Annotated in this window: 21 protein-coding genes and 1 pseudogene; 16 read left to right on the top strand and 6 right to left on the bottom strand. The window is 36.6% G+C overall.

The window, feature by feature from the left end; all coding sequences use genetic code 11:
- Positions 1-65 precede the first annotated feature (65 nt).
- The 3 genes from JR050_RS13510 (at position 66) to JR050_RS13520 (ending at position 2,712) form a co-directional block, all read left to right on the top strand.
- Complete coding sequence (locus JR050_RS13510) at positions 66-1,358, top strand: EAL domain-containing protein (RefSeq protein WP_204204034.1); 1,293 nt, start codon at positions 66-68, stop codon at positions 1,356-1,358.
- A gap of 21 nt (positions 1,359-1,379) precedes the next feature.
- Positions 1,380-1,817, top strand: coding sequence for a DUF86 domain-containing protein (locus JR050_RS13515; RefSeq protein WP_204204035.1), 438 nt, complete (start codon positions 1,380-1,382; stop codon positions 1,815-1,817).
- Positions 1,818-1,941: 124 nt separating this feature from the next.
- Positions 1,942-2,712, top strand: coding sequence for a TIGR01457 family HAD-type hydrolase (locus JR050_RS13520; protein WP_204204036.1), 771 nt, complete (start codon positions 1,942-1,944; stop codon positions 2,710-2,712).
- A 25-nt stretch (positions 2,713-2,737) separates the two neighbouring features.
- Here the strand turns inward: JR050_RS13520 and JR050_RS13525 are convergent, their stop codons facing one another.
- Positions 2,738-3,253 carry a phosphatidylglycerophosphatase A family protein gene (locus JR050_RS13525; protein ID WP_204204037.1) on the bottom strand — a complete coding sequence of 172 codons (516 nt, stop codon included), beginning with the start codon at positions 3,251-3,253 and terminating at the stop codon, positions 2,738-2,740.
- Between the two features lie 138 nt (positions 3,254-3,391).
- Here JR050_RS13525 and yutH point away from each other — a divergent pair, with 138 nt between their 5' ends.
- Positions 3,392-4,393 carry a spore coat putative kinase YutH gene (yutH, locus tag JR050_RS13530; protein ID WP_204204038.1) on the top strand — a complete coding sequence of 334 codons (1,002 nt, stop codon included), beginning with the start codon at positions 3,392-3,394 and terminating at the stop codon, positions 4,391-4,393.
- A gap of 50 nt (positions 4,394-4,443) precedes the next feature.
- Here yutH and JR050_RS13535 read toward each other — a convergent pair.
- A pseudogene (locus JR050_RS13535) lies at positions 4,444-4,671 on the bottom strand (NifU family protein); the annotation flags it as partial.
- A 336-nt stretch (positions 4,672-5,007) separates the two neighbouring features.
- Between JR050_RS13535 and JR050_RS13540 the strand changes: the two are divergent.
- On the top strand, positions 5,008-5,334 hold the full coding sequence (locus tag JR050_RS13540) for a YuzD family protein (RefSeq protein ID WP_204204103.1): 327 nt from the start codon (positions 5,008-5,010) through the stop codon (positions 5,332-5,334).
- 33 nt (positions 5,335-5,367) lie between these two features.
- On the opposite strand, the gene JR050_RS13545 is transcribed toward JR050_RS13540, so the two are convergent.
- Complete coding sequence (locus JR050_RS13545) at positions 5,368-6,435, bottom strand: NAD(P)/FAD-dependent oxidoreductase (protein ID WP_204204039.1); 1,068 nt, start codon at positions 6,433-6,435, stop codon at positions 5,368-5,370.
- 241 nt (positions 6,436-6,676) lie between these two features.
- On the opposite strand from JR050_RS13545, the gene JR050_RS13550 reads away from it, so the two are divergent.
- Positions 6,677-6,913 carry a YuzB family protein gene (locus tag JR050_RS13550; protein ID WP_204204040.1) on the top strand — a complete coding sequence of 79 codons (237 nt, stop codon included), beginning with the start codon at positions 6,677-6,679 and terminating at the stop codon, positions 6,911-6,913.
- 116 nt (positions 6,914-7,029) lie between these two features.
- Here the strand turns inward: JR050_RS13550 and JR050_RS13555 are convergent, their stop codons facing one another.
- A complete protein-coding gene (locus JR050_RS13555; RefSeq protein WP_239454398.1) occupies positions 7,030-7,740 on the bottom strand; it encodes a DUF2225 domain-containing protein in 711 nt (236 codons plus the stop codon).
- 227 nt (positions 7,741-7,967) lie between these two features.
- Here JR050_RS13555 and dapF point away from each other — a divergent pair, with 227 nt between their 5' ends.
- The 7 genes from dapF to JR050_RS13590 all read left to right on the top strand — a co-directional run bounded on the left by dapF (position 7,968) and on the right by JR050_RS13590 (position 13,223).
- The gene (gene dapF, locus JR050_RS13560; RefSeq protein WP_239454403.1) at positions 7,968-8,801 is read left to right on the top strand and encodes a diaminopimelate epimerase; all 834 of its coding nucleotides are present in this window, start codon (positions 7,968-7,970) and stop codon (positions 8,799-8,801) included.
- Positions 8,802-8,873: 72 nt separating this feature from the next.
- Positions 8,874-9,227: a HesB/IscA family protein gene (locus JR050_RS13565; protein WP_204204042.1), complete on the top strand. Its 354-nt coding sequence runs from the start codon at positions 8,874-8,876 to the stop codon at positions 9,225-9,227.
- A 371-nt stretch (positions 9,228-9,598) separates the two neighbouring features.
- Complete coding sequence (locus tag JR050_RS13570; RefSeq protein WP_204204043.1) at positions 9,599-10,828, top strand: NAD(P)/FAD-dependent oxidoreductase; 1,230 nt, start codon at positions 9,599-9,601, stop codon at positions 10,826-10,828.
- 74 nt (positions 10,829-10,902) lie between these two features.
- The gene (locus JR050_RS13575; protein WP_204204044.1) at positions 10,903-11,391 is read left to right on the top strand and encodes an NUDIX domain-containing protein; all 489 of its coding nucleotides are present in this window, start codon (positions 10,903-10,905) and stop codon (positions 11,389-11,391) included.
- Positions 11,392-11,661: 270 nt separating this feature from the next.
- Entirely contained in the window at positions 11,662-11,781 is a 120-nt protein-coding gene (locus tag JR050_RS13580) for a YuiA family protein (protein WP_204204045.1), read from the top strand.
- Between the two features lie 139 nt (positions 11,782-11,920).
- The gene (locus JR050_RS13585) at positions 11,921-12,244 is read left to right on the top strand and encodes a YuiB family protein (RefSeq protein ID WP_204204046.1); all 324 of its coding nucleotides are present in this window, start codon (positions 11,921-11,923) and stop codon (positions 12,242-12,244) included.
- Between the two features lie 262 nt (positions 12,245-12,506).
- Positions 12,507-13,223: a 3D domain-containing protein gene (locus JR050_RS13590; RefSeq protein WP_204204047.1), complete on the top strand. Its 717-nt coding sequence runs from the start codon at positions 12,507-12,509 to the stop codon at positions 13,221-13,223.
- A 508-nt stretch (positions 13,224-13,731) separates the two neighbouring features.
- Here JR050_RS13590 and JR050_RS13595 read toward each other — a convergent pair.
- Positions 13,732-14,553 carry a cobalamin-binding protein gene (locus JR050_RS13595; RefSeq protein ID WP_204204105.1) on the bottom strand — a complete coding sequence of 274 codons (822 nt, stop codon included), beginning with the start codon at positions 14,551-14,553 and terminating at the stop codon, positions 13,732-13,734.
- A 13-nt stretch (positions 14,554-14,566) separates the two neighbouring features.
- Positions 14,567-15,043, bottom strand: coding sequence for a divergent PAP2 family protein (locus tag JR050_RS13600; protein ID WP_204204048.1), 477 nt, complete (start codon positions 15,041-15,043; stop codon positions 14,567-14,569).
- 68 nt (positions 15,044-15,111) lie between these two features.
- Between JR050_RS13600 and JR050_RS13605 the strand changes: the two genes are divergently transcribed.
- From JR050_RS13605 to JR050_RS13615, 3 genes are all read left to right on the top strand, one after another.
- The gene (locus JR050_RS13605; RefSeq protein WP_204204049.1) at positions 15,112-15,489 is read left to right on the top strand and encodes a DUF309 domain-containing protein; all 378 of its coding nucleotides are present in this window, start codon (positions 15,112-15,114) and stop codon (positions 15,487-15,489) included.
- A gap of 63 nt (positions 15,490-15,552) precedes the next feature.
- Positions 15,553-17,052, top strand: a complete 1,500-nt coding sequence (locus JR050_RS13610; RefSeq protein ID WP_204204050.1) for a leucyl aminopeptidase — start codon at positions 15,553-15,555, stop codon at positions 17,050-17,052.
- A gap of 308 nt (positions 17,053-17,360) precedes the next feature.
- Positions 17,361-18,677, top strand: coding sequence for a Na+/H+ antiporter family protein (locus JR050_RS13615; protein WP_204204051.1), 1,317 nt, complete (start codon positions 17,361-17,363; stop codon positions 18,675-18,677).
- Positions 18,678-18,801: the final 124 nt, after the last annotated feature.

The raw sequence follows: 18,801 nt of genomic DNA on the forward strand, positions 1-18,801 counted from the left end.
TTATATGTTAAAATAGTAGGTAATTAGGAGTCTTATCGTGTGACACTTTAGGAAGGGGAACAACAATGACCGAGAGCCCTTTAGTAAAAATCTGTCAATCCATCATTAATTGGAGTAAAATTTTATTACCATATAAAAAGTTAAGATATTACCCACCTTCATTTATCCTCCGAAATCCAGTAGTTGAAGGGGTAGAATTTTGCTTTAAAAACGGTCATCAAGCAGCGGTAATTGTCTTTAATCAAACCGATCATCATTCGGTAAATACGAAGCAGTATCGTAATGGACTAAAGGAATGCTTCAAGCAGTCTATATTAGAGGTTTTTACAGATGAGAATATCATCTCTCTTCATAATCATTCAAGCGACGGTCATGCTTTGATAATAAAAGTACATCAAAAGAAAAAAGAAAGCTTTTTTGAAATTGAAGCGTTTATAAATAATATTTTAGCAAGTGTTATGGACAAGCTAGAGAATAAATATCAAGGCGCTCATTTTTCTTTTGAAACAGGATATATGTTTATTGAAGAGTCTAAATCCCTGACAACTGAAGCAATTGAAAGAGCATACCACCAAGCTAATGCGATGGCGGAGAAACGGATTCATTCTAAATACAATGACTTATTATTTGAAATGACGCGCATCATTAATAATAAAGATCTTCAACTGTTAGCACAGCCGATTATTGATGTCTCAACAAAGCAAATTAAAGCTTGGGAAATCCTTACACGTGGACCAAAAGGTACAACAATGGAAAGTCCATTGCAGCTATTTTCTATTGCTAGACAGACGAATTTATTATTTGAGTTAGAAGTCATCGTCCTAGAAAAGGCATTCCAACAAATCATTAAGACGGGTACAAGTCATCTTATCTTTATTAATTTTACGCCGATTACATTAGGTAGTAAGGAATTTATTAATGCAACGACCGAGTTACTTACGAAGTACACTGAAATAGATCCTTACAAAATTATCATTGAAATTACAGAACGTGATTCAATCGAAGGATATAAATACTTCACTGACAATATTAAGGCATTAAGAATGATGGGCTTTAGAATTGCAGTTGATGATACAGGAGCAGGTTACGCAAGTCTTCATACAATAAGCGAAGTGTTACCAGATATTATTAAAATCGATCGATCCGTTATTCAAGATATTGATACGAATTCAGTCAAAGAATCGATGCTGAAGGGATTATTATTAATAGCGAAGGAAACAGGTTCGATTGTTGTGGCGGAAGGTATTGAAAAAGAGGGAGAAGCAACGGTGCTATCTAGAAATAATGTTGACTTGGCACAAGGTTATTTTTATGCGAAGCCTGATATACTTCCGAGCGTGTCACGAACTGTGTCATAGAGAGAAAGAGAGGCTAATGCCATGTATTTTGTAGACCGAGATAAAATTGAGAGTACATTAACGTATTTAGAATCTTTAACAAAGGTTATTGAAGATCAAAAGTCGTTTGATAGCTTTCTTGAGAAGTTGGCTCTTGAAAGAATTGGCCATCTAATGATTGAAGCAATACTGGACGTTGGAAATGCAATGATCGATGGATTTATTATGCGCGATCCAGGAAGCTATGAAGATATCATAGATATTTTAGAGGATGAATCAGTAATTGACTCAAAAGCAGCTTCTTCTCTAAAAAAGGTTATTGCCTTTCGTAAATCATTAGTACAAGAGTACACGACCATTCACCATGAGAAGCTAATGGAAACAATGAAAACGGAGCAAGAAATAATACTAGCCTTTCCTACTTCCATTCGCGCATATCTACAAAACGAATTAGGACCTGTAAGTGCGTTTAAAAAGTAACCGACAAAATCGCTTCTTATGAGGCGATTTTGTTTTTACATAGGCTTATAACACGCAGCCAATTACATAAATAAATTATTATGAAACATGTTAATTATAAAAAGAACTAGTTGGAGGGACGACAATGAAGCAGTATGAAGGGTATTTAATTGATTTAGATGGAACGATGTATAAAGGAACGGAACGGATCCATGAGGCTTGTGATTTTGTGAGAGCATTGAAGGAGAAAAACATCCCATATTTGTTTGTAACAAATAACTCCACGAAAACACCTGAACAAGTTGCTGAACACTTGAAAGCATTTGATATTCCGACAGAAACGAACCAAGTATTCACAACGGCTCAAGCAACAGCTAATTACATATATGAGTTGAAAAAGGATGCAAAGGTGTATATGATTGGAGAAGAAGGTCTACGGCTAGCACTGCAGGAAAAAGGCTTTACGTTCGCTGGAGAAGATGCTGATGTGGTGGTATCCGGTTTAGACAGAAGCATTACATATGAAAAGCTTGCCATTGCATGCCTTGCTGTTCGAAACGGTGCAAAATTCATCTCAACCAATGCTGATATTGCACTTCCGACAGAAAGAGGTTTCTTACCTGGGAATGGATCGCTTACATCGGTCATTGCTGTTTCAACAGAGGTAAATCCCATCTTCATTGGTAAGCCAGAAAAGGTAATTATGGAGCAAGCGCTCAAAGCGATCGGAACCAATCCTTCAAAAACATTAATGATTGGTGATAATTATCAAACAGATATTTTAGCTGGTATCGATGCTGGCTTAGATACACTACTTGTTCATACTGGCGTTACAACTAGAGAACATATGAAGGAGATTGAAAAGCACCCTACATATGTGGTGGATTCTTTAAAGGAATGGTTGCAATATATATAAAAAACATGGCTTCTGCCATGTTTTTTTACTGTTCATCATATTTCTCTTCTTTAGCAGCTGCGCTATGAGCAAGACGACTTGAAGCAGCGGCTGCGATTGCACCGACGATGTCATCTAAAAATGTATGACATTGTCCAGTGGACTTGTCGTTTAAAAATTGAAGAATACCTGGTTTTTGTTTATCGATATACCCGAAGTTCGTAAATCCAATCGATCCGTATATATTTACAATAGAAAGGGCAATAATTTCATCAATTCCGTATAAACCTTCATCTACCTCAATTGTACTTTGCAGTGGTTCTTCTAAGAGCTTTTGTTCAGCCAATCGATCCAATTGAATTCCCGTTAAAATGGCATTTTGGACTTCTCGCTTTGAAAGAACCTTTTCTACGTTATGAATGCATACATCCTTTGTCAGGTCTGGATGATATTTTACTTGTAGGAAGTATACAAGATCTCCTATATCATCAATTGTTACGCCTCTTTCTTGTAGCCATTTTCTCGCTGTTACCTCTAGTCTTGATCTATTAGAATTTTCCATTAGGATCACCTTTCTTTGATTAGATTCCTACTCTACATATTTTCCGTTGATTACTAATTTATTCGGAATTCCTTTATATTTATTACAAGTTTTCACTTTCTAGGACATATAAATGTCACAAGAGAGGGGGACTTATACGTGAAACAACATTTGCACACGTTATTCAATCTTCGAGCAGAATCAGATGGAATGTTCCGATCCTACGAGCGATATCGATGTCAAAATGGCCATTACTTAGTTGTTCCTGTTACTCACTTAGAAGCCGATGAAATTGAAGAGATGTCCCTGTTAGGGGAATATTTCGTCCAAAAAGGTGATCAGCACATTGCTGCAATGGTAAAGAACAAACGAGGCGAAATTGTGAGCAAAGCAGAAGAGCAATTATTTGTGTTACTGAGATGTCCATATGAATCACGAAAGCTTGGTTACCCACAAGCCATTCCAGAAGAGTTAGCAAAGTTTCATCAAAAAGGACGTCGTATCACCTTTCCAATTCAAAAGTTAGTCAGAATCGGACAATGGAAGTCAATGTGGGAAAAACGAATTGATCAAATGGAACAGTTTTGGGCATTAAAAACGAAGGATCATCCTATGGAGCTCTTCGAAAAATTATTTATTGAATCCTTCCCCTATTATGTAGGTCTAACTGAAAATGCAATCCAATACTTAGTGGACACAGAGATGGACGATCTCCCTAGAGAAACGGATTATGGTACAGTATGTCACCACAGATTTTCATACGATTGCTGGAGTCAAGAATCATTGATGCGCTTACCGACTGACTGGGTATTCGACCACCCAAGTCGAGATCTTGTAGAATGGATTCGCTCATCCTTTAATGATGAGCCTCAAAGAAGTGAACATTACTATCAATTTATCTCTAATTACGAAAATGTTCAGCCATTGTCTTCCTTTTCATGGAGATTGCTATACTCAAGATTAATGTTCCCTGTTCATTATTTAGAATGCATTGAATCTTATTATCGCACGCAAGATGAAGAACAAAAACAAGCGCTTACCGAGCATTTACAAAATATATTAAAAAGATCACATCGATATGAAAGACTATTAAGTGACATACATGGTTTAATTGGAGTGAGAAGAAGGGGAATGAATATCCCAAAAGTGAACTGGATTTAACAGTATTAATAAAAGCGCTCTCTAATGAGGGCGCTTTTACTGTGTTTGAATTAGAAAACTTGTTCTACTTCAATTACTCCTGGTACTTCTTCTAATAAAGCACGTTCAATACCAGCTTTTAATGTAATAGTTGAACTTGGGCAGCTTCCGCATGCACCCAGAAGACGTAATTTTACAATACCATCCTCTACATCTACTAATTCAACATCTCCACCATCGCGAAGAAGGAATGGACGAAGCTTATCTAATACTTCCTTTACTTGTTCGATCATTTCCATCTATATATCGACTCCTTTCCATACCTCTATTATAATGACTTAATGGAAAAAAATCTATTCTGTTGATTTGGAAATCGATACCTAATTTATCCCGTTCTAACTGGTGCTAATCCCCGACTATAAAATATAAGAGAATAAGGGAAGCGTATAGTAGGTGATATGTGCCAGTAAGAACTAAGGTTGGTTCGAGCCAACAGGAAGTTGGTCAATTAGGTGTTGCCACAGGAAGTGGCGCTTTTAACCAAATTTCTACTTTATCCTCAGACTGAAATTTCACTTTATTGTAGGCAATTTTAAGAAAATTGTATAAGATAGTAGGGAAGGGAAGTGGATGAGATGCCATTGAATGAAGTAGAAATTTGTGTGTACGGTGCAGAGGTTTTATGTCCAAGCTGTGTAAACATGCCTTCTTCGAAAGAAACGTATGATTGGCTAGAAGCAGCTGTAGGTCGGAAGTTTCCAAACCAGCCATTCACGATTACATATATTGATATTTTCACTCCACCTGTTGACGAAGAAAAAGCATTATTTGCAAGCCGAGTAATAGAAGAAGATATGTTTTACCCGGTTGTAGTGATTAACGGTGAGATCATTGGTGAAGGAAATCCACGATTGAAAACAGTTTATGCTGAATTGGAAAAATACGGATATCAATCAGAGTAAAATAAAGGCCCTCTTTTAAAGAGGGCTGTTCTATCATCCATTATGATACTTATACATCCAAAGAATTCCGGATTTTAGTAATCGTGGTACTCTTCCCATTAGAGGAGTGTCTGCTAATAGTCCGAAGCCGTGCTTCTTACCTAATGATCCTAATACACCTTTTAGCTTAATTGTAGGGAATTCAGCTGGCGGCTCTTCACCATTCCATCTTTTTAGAAGTACTTGAACGATTTGTTCGGCTTGACCTTCTGCTAATTGAGCACTCGGTGCATGCGGTAAGCTAGCACAATCACCTACAACATATACATGCTCATCGTTAGGAAGGTTATGTTGATTTGTTAAGACGACGCGTCCTTGCTGATCTTTTTCTACATCAAGTTGTCGGACAACTTTGGTTGGTTGAATTCCAGCAGTCCAAACCATCACATCACAATGAATAGGCTCATCATGGTTATAAATCGTATTTTCTTCTACTTTCGTAATGTTTGATTGATTAATAACTTCAACGCCATGTGAGTGGAACCAGTTTTCAACGTAATTACTTAGACGTTCTGGGAACATTGATAATATGTGTTTTCCACGGTCGAACAATTTAATACGTAAATCTGGACGACTTTCCGAAAGCTCACTCGCTAGCTCTACTCCACTTAGTCCTCCACCGACGATCCCGACTACAGAATTCGGGCCTAAATTGTTCAGAGCTTGATAAGCCATTCTCGATTTAGAAATGGTTTGAATGCTGTATGTGTGTTCCTCAGCACCTGGAACACCGTGATACTTGTCTTCACACCCAAGGCCAATGACTAAGTCGTCATAAGAAACAGATTCTTGATCTTGTAGGTAAATTAGTTTGCTTTCAATATCAATTTCTGTAATTTCCCCGTATTTAATCGATAAACGAGGGTGCTCTGGATACGTAACACGAACATGTTGGTCTGAAATTGTACCAGCTGCTAGAGCGTAGTATTCTGTTTTAAGGCAGTGGTATGGAACACGATCAATTAATGTGATTTGAACATTTTCTGGCAATTGGTTTGGCAATAGGCGTAATAAAACACGCATGTTTCCATAACCGCCACCTAGCAACACAAGATGTTTCATAATTCTGGTCTCCTTTTAGGTGATGTTCGGTCATATTTAGTTTGTAATCAATATTTTATAAAAATAATAAATATATCAAAATTCCATTAAAAAGTATACCAAATAAAATTGCCTTATCACAATGCTTTTATGAAATTTAACATTATTTTATTAGGTGAATCTGCTTAATCGCTCGTGCTGTTCCTATAGAATTGACGAGGAATATAAAAAGAGGTAGCCTAGGAATCATAGAGGTGAAATCATGAAACCAATTATCGAGTTTTGTATAAGTAACTTAGCAAGTGGTGCACAAGAAGCTAGAGCAATCCTCGACCGTGATCCCAATTTGGATATTGTTGAGTACGGGTGTCTTAGCTATTGTGGCAAATGCTTCATATCATTATATGCGTTAGTTAACGGAGAAGTCGTAACAGGAGAAGACCCTCAAAGTTTAGTTGAAAATATTTATAAACATCTGGATGAAAATCCAATGTTTTAATATTTAAAATTATCTATCTGAAAATAAAATGTTCTTTAAATAAAGGCTGTGTTAGCAACATTGTTTAACAGAGTCAATCCAAAAAACTAGGGTTGCCGTATCCCTAGTTTTTCACGTTAGCTAGATTTTAATTCTTGCTCTTTTGCTTTCATATCTTCACGTATATCAGACCATAACTCTTTAGCCATTTCAACCATTCTACGTTCATATTTTTCTTCTTTACGGTGAATGACTCGCGAAAGGTAAGTCATGGCTAGTTTGTCATCACCTAGTCTTCGATACAAATCTCCAATTAAATAAGCAATCTTAAGATCTGACATATCCGTATCTTGATAGTCACCATTCGAGTACGACTTTACGTACTCGGAAACGGCTAATTTCATAAATCGCAATTCCTGTGCACTGTTCTTCTCTTTACGATATATCCAAACAAGTCTCATATATAGACCGGCAAGAACGATATTTCTCTCTTTTTTTAGTGTTGCAGATACTATACCGAGCTTGTAGGCTTCAATTGCAGCAGCTGGTGTTCGTTTTTCACCATAGCTTCGGTTATTCCATTGAGATGAAATTGAATGCTTAATAGATTCTAGAGTGCTTGGAGCGAAATAGGTAGAGAATTCATCAGATACTGAAAACCCACACCCGGGGCACACACTCACATAGTATAAAAGAGGACTATTTTCCTCATCTGCATAATATGAGCAGAAGTCAGAATCTGAATGCAATGCACGAATGAAACGGGAACGTACTTTTTTTGTTGTGTAGTTGTGATCACACGCCATACATTTAACATTTTTATCAAAGAGTATGTCCATATGTTCCATGATAATCCTCCGTCCAAATTAACGAAATCCGTAATGTTTAGATATAATAAATATACTAAAAAATAGAAAATTACTCAATCTTTTTCCCTATATTGATCAGTGAGTAAATAGGACTATGGAAATGTTCTAGGTGATTGTATTAATGGAGAAAGAATTCTATAATGAAAGAATTAGGTTTTAATTCGGGATAGTGGGTGAATAGGTTGATACAAATTCCTTTTACAAAAATGCATGGTCTAGGGAATAACTATATTTATATAGATGTTTTCAAAACAAAATTGGAAGAAGAACTTCTACCAGAATTAGCAATAAAAGTATCTTCCGTTTATACAGGTATCGGATCAGATGGAATGATATTAATATGTCCTTCTGAAAAGGCACCTGTCATGATGAGGATATTTAATAACGACGGTTCTGAAGGGAAAAATTGTGGGAATGGACTTCGATGCGTTGCGAAATATGCATATGAAAATGGCATTGTGAATGATACAACTTTCTTAATTGAAACATTATCGGGTTTAGTGGAAGCAATGGTTCATGTGGAAGATAACTATGTTCATTCCGTTACGGTAAACATGGGTAAGCCGTACTTAGCAAGACACCAAATTCCAATGCTTGGTGATCAGGCTGTACAGGTAGTCGATGAACCATTTAACGTAAATGGAGAAAGCTATCAAATTACAGCAGTTTCAATGGGGAATCCGCATTGTATCATGTATGTAGATAATATTAATGAAGCACCAGTTACAACATTAGGTCCTAAAATTGAAAAGGATGAAAGGTTCCCAGAGAGTGTTAATGTAGAATTTGTTGAAGTCGCAAGTAGTAATGAGCTACATTTCCGCGTGTGGGAAAGAGGCTCTGGAGTGACACAAGCCTGTGGAACAGGAGCATGTGCAGCCGTAGTCGCATCAGTACTAAACGGTAAAACAAAAAAAGGCGAAGAAACAACGGTACATTTAGCAGGTGGTGATCTTCAAATCACGTGGTCAGAAGAAGGAGATGTCTTTATGACAGGACCTGCTGAAGTGATTTGCTCCGGAATGTATTATGTAAAATAATAAGCTTGATTGTTTGAGTACAAAGAAAAACCTTTGTATACTATATATAAGAAGTAAAAAGGAGGTGCTCTTATGATTACAATTTCAGAAGCAGCAGGCTACCAAATTAAAGACATGATGAAAGAAGAGGGGAATGATAACCTATTTTTACGTGTCGGTGTAAAAGGTGGAGGCTGTAGCGGACTTTCTTACGGAATCGGCTTTGATGAAGAAAAGAACGCAGATGATATTGAATTAGAGCAACATGGTATTAAAGTGATTATCGATCAAGAAAGTGCACCGATTTTAAAAGGTGTCGTAATAGATTTCAAGCAATCCATGATGGGTGGAGGCTTCACCATCGATAACCCGAATGCGATTGCTGGCTGTGGCTGTGGATCATCGTTTAGAACAGCTACCCGTGAAGGTACTCCTGAAGAATGTTAATATTCAAACCTTTTTGTAGGTAGCACACCTATTAAAAAGGTTTTTTGTTTGAGAGGAATATAGATGTATTTATCTCTTTTTTACACAAAAGTAATTATTGAAGCTCTTAACATTACAAGCTGGAATCATAAAATTCAATCTAAGCACTATTATGTAAAATAAACTATATAATTTCCCATCATTAAACTTGACCAATGTCCTGAATAATAAGTTTTCTCCATTAATATACATATAGTTGGATTAATAGTTGAAAAATAAAAGGAAAAAGAATAATATGTAATATGTATTTATAATATTTTATGACATTTTTCGCACAATTTTTTATTTTTGAAATAGTTAGTGAAAAGTATCACAATAATACAAAAAATAAAATGGATGTGATTTTTTTGAGAAAGCCAAAAATAGTAATCTTAGGTGCTGGCTACGGTGGAATTATGACAACCGTAAACTTACAAAAAAAACTTGGAGTTAACGAAGCTGACATTACGTTAGTTAACAACAACGACTATCATTACCAAACAACTTGGTTACATGAAAATGCAGCAGGTACACTTCATCATGACCGTTCTCGTATCCAAATTAACGACATTATTGACCGTTCAAAGGTAAACTTTGTTCAAGATACAGTATCCAAGATCATCCCTGAAGAAAGAAAAGTTATTTTAGACAATGGTGAGCTTACATATGATTACCTTGTTGTCGGTTTAGGATATGAATCTGAAACGTTCGGAATTAAAGGCCTAAAGGAAAATGCTTTTGCAATTGCAAACATTAGCTCTGCAAGACAAATTAAAGAGCATATTGAATATCAATTTGCAAAGTATTCAAATATGAGAGAAAAGAAAGACGAGCTAATCACAATTATCATTGGTGGTGCCGGATTTACTGGTATCGAATTAGTTGGGGAATTAGCAAACCGTATTCCTGAGCTTTGCCAGGAGTTTGATATCGACCGTGATAAAGTACGTGTTGTATGTGTTGAAGCAGCTCCAATGATTTTACCAGGTTTTGATCCTGAGCTTGTTGACTATGCAAGAAGCTACCTAGAGAGAAAAGGGATCGAATTCCGTATCGGAACGGCAATTAAAGAATGTACAACAGAAGGTATTATCGTAGCAAAAGATGATCAAGTTGAAGAGATTAAGGCTGGTACAGTAATCTGGGCTGCTGGTGTTCGTGGTAACGGGATTGTTGAAGAATCTGGATTTGAAGCAATGCGCGGACGTGTAAAGGTGGATCCTTATCTACGTGCTCCAGGTCATGATAATGTATTTATCGTTGGGGATTCATCTCTAATGATTAATCCTGAAAATGATCGTCCATACCCACCAACTGCTCAAATTGCGATGCAACAAGGTATTAATCTTGCGAGCAACTTAGCTGTATTAATTCGTGATTCTGGAAACCTAGAAGAATTCAAGCCAGACTTAAAAGGTACAGTATGTTCACTAGGACATGATGATGCGATTGGTGTTGTATTCGGTAAGAAGATTGTAGGATGGCAAGCAGCTTTCATGAAGAAAGTAATTGATAACCGTGCATTACTTCTAATCGGTGGACCAATGCTCGTACTTAAAAAAGGTAAATTTAATTTCCTATGATAACTAGAAAAGGCAAGGGATCAATTCCCTTGCCTTTTGATATATGAAACTAAACAAAAAGGTTGGTTGAAATTATGGGGAGTGAGAAAAGAGCAAACGTTTGGCTTGCTGTAGCAGGATTAGTCATTAATTCAAACGGAGAATGGCTGGTTGTGAAAAAGAAATATGGTGGATTAAAAGGAAAATGGTCCATTCCAGCAGGTTTTGTGAATGCCAATGAAACAATCGATGAAGCGGTTGTAAGAGAGGTAAAAGAAGAAACAGGCATCGACTGTATGGTAAAAGGCATAGTTGGAATTAGGTCTGGTGTCATAAAAGAAGAAATTAGTGATAACATGATTATTTTTACGCTCAAGCCAACAGCGACGTATTCCGTCACAGTACAAGAAAAAGAACTTGAGGAAGCCATATTCGTTAACCCAGAGCTGCTTAAACATGATCCAGATACATCAGTACTGTTAAAGTACTATATGGAGATGCTAGAAAATCAGCTAACAACCATTAATGACACCGTTAATCCTGGTGACATTTTTGGATACACATCCTATAAAATCTTTTATTGAGATTTTCATAATAATCGTCGTTCCAGTTGATTGTAGGAGGAACACAGGTGTATTCTCCTAAGCTGAGAAATAAAGCCTCCTTGCAGCGAAAAAATTAATAAATACCAACATTGAGAAAAAGTAAGAAAATAAGCAAAAAACAAAGATTATTCATTATGTATTCGCTTTCATTGTAAGATTATTAACAAAATTAACTCTTTCCTTTTTGTTCAATTCTTGATATATTATCAGAAAATTATAAATTATTAAACGAAAGGGAGAGAAGCGAAAATGAAAACTACATCTTATGATACAAAGGATTGTCCTTACTGCTCAGGAAAAGGTTATTTTCAATTACTTCTCGGGGGATCGGAAACATGTACTTGCTGCTTAGGTACTGGTAAAAAATAAAGCAGCAATAATGACAATAAAGTGAACGACGCGTAAGAGGATTGATTTAACACGAGGAATTCAGTACACTTATCAAAGAGATTAACAAGCCTTTGAATAAGTAGGCTTGTTTTGTACAGTGTGCTGGAGGTGAAGGGCAATGACAATGGGATTGCCTGTTTTATTAATATCTGTGCTCTTATTCTTTGTTTTGTTTTTCGGAATAGGATTTTTATTAAACATGCTTTTACGTGCTACATGGATTATGGCGATCATCTATCCAATCGTATGCATATTAATTGTGGATGAAGTTCGCTTCGTCGAATACTTTACAAATACAACAACTTCATTTTCACTTTTAGGTGATAAAATTTCAGCATTAGCAGTTGCCGATATTAGTATATTAGTTGCTGGGTTAATTGGTGCCATTTGTTCAGGCATCGTTATAAAAATGCTACGTTCAAGAGGATATCAAATGTTTTAAAGAAATTGTGGTCTTACGTGTAATACACGTAAGACCTTTTTATTTTGTCTGGAAAAACTTGAATAATTTATTCATAAAACGGCTGATTTTGGTAATGATAATGTGGTCCCATTTTATCCCTTTTCTAACCCACAGTGGATGAGGAAAACTCCCACTGATTGAAGTTTCACATTATCCATTGGTGCACGGATTTTTATTTCCATGAATAATTTCTCGGAAAATTGGAAATGAATAGATTCGTGAGAGGAGTGAAGGTATTTTAATGGATAGGATAAAAACATTATTAAAGAGAACGATCATGTCCGTTTTATTTTTATTAGCAATATTAGCAACATTTTCATCAATTTCAGGTGTACAAGCAGAGGAAAACACAGATCGGTACGACCATCCGTTTTATTCAGCATTTTATGATTATGTTCCAAGTCCGCCAGAGGAACTTTCTGAACGCAAAACAACATTAAGCTATAAAACGTTAAAAACAACGTCACCAACTGAAACATATATCTCATCAAGCTATGCATCTGCTACACCTCCAAGTCTTGAGGAAGCGGTAGATTGGACTCAATATCCTTCAGTGACTGTTACAGCTACTGGATATACTGCTGGGGTAGAATCGACGGGGAAATCACCTGATCATCCTTCTTATGGAATTACATATTCAGGTGTGAAAGTAAAACGTGATTTATATTCAACAATTGCTGCGGATAAGAGTGTATTTCCAATTGGCACAATTCTATTTATTCCAGGCTATGGATTTGGAGTTGTGGCTGATACAGGTGGAGCAATTAAAGGAAATAAATTAGACCTTTATTATGATACCGTTCAGGAAGTTTATGAAAAATGGGGAAAGAAAAAAGTAGAGGTTTATGTTATTGAAAAAGGTAATGGTAAACTAACTGAAGAAAAGTTAGTAAATTTAAATAATCAACAATCGATGCAAGTGTTTAGACAACAATATTTAGAAAAGACAAAAAGTTAAAGCGCTCAATATGAGCGCTTCAGACTGTAGACAAACTCGAATAATTTCGAGCTTTCTACAGTTTTTTACTATTTTATGATGTATTTCTATATAATTATCTGTTTTGATTTCCACTCCATGGCACTCGCTTTCCGAGGGGTGGGCGGTGAGCCTCCTCAGCGTTTCCGCCTGCGGGGTCTCACCTGTCCCACTGCTCCCGCAGGAGTCGAGTGCCATTCCGCTACAATCAGGTTTGTACAATCAAGGCTATCTTTTAACAGTTATACTTATAAAATAAAAGGATTCACACTACGTTTATTAGTGTCCTTAAAGGACAGATATTAAAATATATAACCACTACCAAGGAAGAATCAATATTTGACCATTCCTACTTACTGCAGAATTGAATGGTAAATTGGATACGAAAATGGTCCGAAATGCTCAAGGCTATTCCATTTTCATTAGCTTCAAAATTTATATCCATAATTTTGTACATATATAATGACTAATCATCACCTAATCCTGTTAGCTAACTAAGTCTATCTACTAATAATGGGTCTATCCCATCGTTATCAGGATAAATAGTTGGGTGGATTAAAGAGCCAAGTTTTTTTAGCCCTAACAATAATCTTGGTGATGGGCGGCAATATAAAGGCTCATCTAGTACGTGAATACGATTATGAATAATAGCATTCATAGAATCAGAACCGGGACGTTTCTTCACAAGTTCAGGCTTCATCTTATCTTGTTCAATTCCGACCCAAACAAGACCGATATGATCAGGATTCAGAGTTTGAATCTCTTCCCAATCTGTTTGATAGCTTGCAACCTGTTTATCTTCGAAAATATTACGAACTCCTGCAAGTGTGCTTATTTCTGTTAGCCAATTAATGCCTCCAGGAGTGAAGATAGGTTTTGGCCACCATTCCCAATAAAATGAAGGCTTGTTTACTATTTCTTTCGAGATCATTTTGTATGTAGTAATGAATTTTCGATAACGTTCTGCAACCTCTGCTGCTTTCAATCTTGTATTTGTATGTTCACCAACTAGCAGTATATCGTCTGCAATATCCTCTAACGATTGAGGGTTTAATATAATATGTGGAATGTTACGTCGTTCAAGTTCAGTAATATTTTTTTCCATCCCAGGAACGCTTAAAGAGGCTAGGACCAGATCAGGATTTAATTGCTCAACCTTATCCATATCAATCGAAAGATCAGGACCTAACTTTGGTAATTGGTGAACGGACTTTGGCCAATCGGAATAATCATCTACAGCGATTAGTGAGCTTTCAAGTCCTAAGTATGCTAGTAGCTCTGTATTACTAGGGCAAATAGATATTAACCTCAGGAAGCTCTCCCCCTTAATAAATAAGAAAATAAAGTAATAAAGTTAACAATACACCTGATAACCCGCCGAAGAATACTTCAATAGGCTGGTGACCTAATAGTTCCTTTAATTCTTTTCTCTTTTCTTGCTCTCCTTTTTCCGGCCAGTGCTTCGCTTCTTCCATAAATTTATGAAAGTCTGTTACAAGCTGATTCAGTACAGTCGCTTGCTCTCCTGCATGGCGACGCACTCCAGTTGCATCAAACATGACAATAATCGCGAACACTGCTGAAACGGCGAAGATTGGAGAATCTAAGCCTTGTTGCAATCCAATTCCAGTAGTAAGTGCTGTAACAGCTGCAGAGTGGGAACTTGGCATACCACCCGTGCTTGTTAACAGAGACCAATCTAGCCTTCGAGAAGCAATGAATTGAATGGGCACTTTCACAAACTGTGCAAAGAATATTGCGGCTAGAGCAGCCCATAATGGAAAGTTAGTAAGTAAACTCATGTTTGAATACGTCCTTTCTGACTAATTTGCTATGATGTAGGTAACGTTGTTTTTGGGAGGATAACCACATGGACTATCCGATGGAATACTATGAATACTTTATTAAATTTAATGAAGGTGATTACTACACCTGTCATGATTTACTTGAAGAAATGTGGCTGACTGATAAAGATAATCTATTTTTAAAAGGTCTGCTCCAAATGACAGTTGCTATTTATCATTATGAGTATGGTAACGTAAAAGGAGCAAGAGCGATGATGAATGTTGGACATCAATACTTACAAAAGTATCGTCCTCGTTACTGGGGGCTAGATTTAGAAAACGTGAATACATTTATCGAACAATGTCTCCACATTATACCACAACATATAGATCGAGTACCTTTTGAGTCTGTAAAAGAACTACCAATGCTTCCATCGATATATCTATATCTAGAGGATAATTAGATACTCGAAATAATTACAAGTTTTCTATATAATAGAATCAGTTACAATTTTGGAGGTGCTTTCATGTTCACAGTAAAAAATAACTTTTCAGTAAACGAAGCAAGTACTACGCTTGTTGTCGGATTATTTGAAAAAACAGCTTCATTTGAAGGAATTCTTGGAGACGTTAATTCTGCTTTAGGAGATTCATTAGCTACACTTGTCAAAGAGGGGGATGTTTCTGCTAAAAAAGGTGTTGTTTCAAAAGTACATACACTAGGGAAATTAGAAGCAAAGCGAATTTACTTCGTAGGATTAGGAAAAGAAAATCAATTTAGCTTCGAAACAGCAAGAAGCTCGTTTGGAAAGCTATTTAAAGCGTGTAAGAACGCGAAGCTAGAAGAAATTGAAATTGTACTTGATAGCTTTGTAACAGATAAAGTAGATGCTTCTGATGTTGCGCATGCATTAGGAGAAGCACTCCCACTTGCGACCTATAAATTTGCAGATTATAAGCAAAAATCAAATGAACCAACAAAGGAAATATCATCTGTCGTTGTTTATACAGAGCAAGATAAAGAAGAAGTAGATGCTAGCTTAACAGTTGGATATATTTACGGAAAAGGTACGAACAGTGCACGTACGTTAGTAAATACTCCAGCCAATATGTTAACTGCAACAGATTTAGCCCACTATGCAGTAGAGCTTGCGACAAAGTATGAACTAGAATACGAAATCTTAGACAAAGAAGAGATGGAAAACCTGGGAATGGGTGCTCTTCTTGCAGTCAATAAAGGCTCTGTAGAACCACCTAAAATGATAGTCATTAAGTATCAAGGAAAAGATGAGTGGACAGACGTAATCGGTTTAGTAGGAAAAGGGATTACGTATGATTCTGGTGGATACTCAATTAAGCCAAAGGATGGTTTAGTAGGAATGAAAACTGATATGGGAGGAGCAGCTGCAGTATTAGGTGCAATGGAAATTATTGCTGAACTAAAGCCAGAGCAAAACGTTGTCATGGTCATTCCTTCAACTGACAACATGATTAGCGGAAATGCATTTAAGCCAGATGATGTTGTAACTTCTATGAGCGGAAAAACTATTGAAATCTTAAATACAGATGCAGAGGGACGCTTAGCACTTGCAGATGCAGTAACCTATGCGAAACATCATGGTGCAAATTATATTGTTGACGTTGCAACACTAACTGGTGGAGTTATCATTGCTCTTGGAAACCATATCACGGGTGCTATGACAAACAACGAAGCACTATTTGAAAGAGTATTAGAAGCTTCAAATGAAGTTGGAGAAATGATTTGGAGATTGCCTATTACAGATAAATTTAAAGAGCGTGTAAGAAAAAGCAACGTTGCTGATTTAAATAACTCACCAGGTCGTGATGGTCACGCAATTTTTGCCGGATTATTTATCGGTGAGTTTGCAGAAGAAACACCTTGGGTACACTTAGACATTGCTGGAACGGCAACATCATCATCTGAATATGATCTAGGTCCATCTGGAGCTACAGGCGTTATGTCTAGAACACTTGCGACATTAGTTGAGCGATTTGGAGAAGAATAATACGTGAAGGACTGGTCTATGGACCAGTTCTTTTTTTGTGGTTTTATTTACAAAATATTGGTAATCGTCCGAGAACTAAACTAAGTCGTCCAAATAATTAACTAAGTCGCCCCAAAAAAATAAATTGTCGTCCAAAAAAATCTGAAACTCGTCTAAATACCTGAATCCTTCCCCTTTTGTAAACTGTATCCAATCTATTATCCCTTGTTGACACTATGAATCTACCATGATATTATTTTATCGCGTTAACATATTAGTGATTTAGCGAACTAAAGCAATTGAACATATACATCGTAGGAGGATTCATCATGAATGCAGTCGTAATAGCAGTACTAGTCATGCTTATTTTGAGCTTAGCTCGTTTAAATGTAGTTGTTTCATTAGTAATTGGTGCATTAATCGGAGGTGTAGTTGGAGGACTTGGATTGACTTCAACGATTGAAGTATTTAGCGCAGGATTAGGTAATAGTGCGGAGGTAGCTCTTAGTTATGCATTACTTGGCAGTTTCGCTGTTGCGATATCAAGAACAGGTTTACCAAAAGCATTAGTAAATGCTTCCCTTAAAATTGTGGGTAAGCAAGGAGATTCAAAGCGCAAGTCTTTATCAAAGGTAGCCATTATCTTAATTATTTTAATTATGTCGGTCTTTTCGCAAAACGTAATACCGATTCACATTGCATTTATTCCAATTTTAATTCCACCATTATTATTAGTATTTAATAAGTTACAACTAGACAGACGTTTAATCGCATCTGTTATCACATTTGGATTAGTAACACCATATATGTTGTTACCAACTGGATTTGGTGCCATTTTTCATGATATTGTTCAAACAAACATGGCAGAAAGTGGGCTTACAGTCGCAAGAGAGGATATCCCAATGGCGATGATTATTCCTTCTATTGGTATGGTAGTTGGTTTACTCATTGCAGTGTTCTTCTCATATCGCAAAAAAAAATCCTACACGGATATTGCCATTTCAGAAGATAATCAGAAAGAATCGTTTACATTAAAAGGCTTACTCTTTGCTGGGGTGGCTATTATTGCTTCCTTAGCTGTTCAATTAACAACAGACTCTATGATTATGGGTGCATTAGCAGGTATTGTAATTGTGGCATTAAGCGGGAAAGTGAAATGGAATGATACAGATACAGTTCTAACAAAAGGAATGAAAATGATGTCCTTTATCGGATTTGTGATGTTGGCGGCATCTGGATTTGCCAATGTTATGAAAGAAACAGGTCACGTTGAATTATTAGTAAACGAAGCTTCAGACTTGTTGAATGGTAACCAACAACTAGGTATACTTATGATGCTACTCGTAGGCTTATTAGTGACGATGGGAATTGGATCTTCCTTCTCAACGGTGCCAATTATCGCCACTATTTTCGTACCATTAAGTTTAGAACTTGGTTTAAGCCCATTGGCAACTATTGCGATTATTGGGACAGCAGGGGCATTAGGTGACGCAGGTTCACCAGCCTCTGATAGTACGTTAGGACCAACTTCGGGATTAAATGCAGATGGTCAGCACAATCACATTTGGGATACAACTGTGCCAACATTTATTCACTACAACATTCCATTAATTATCTTTGGTTGGATTGCAGCTATCATTTTATAAATTTTTTTGAGACTCATTTGGGTCTCTTTTTCTTTTTTATGTAGGATACTAGACATAAAAGGCGAAATTTATAGAAAGAGACCTTTTAAAAAGGTCAAACCTGACGAAGGATAGTTCTTTAATA

Origin of the sequence: Bacillus suaedaesalsae, assembly GCF_016890225.1 — a bacterium.
GTDB lineage: Bacteria > Bacillota > Bacilli > Bacillales > SA4 > Bacillus_BS > Bacillus_BS suaedaesalsae.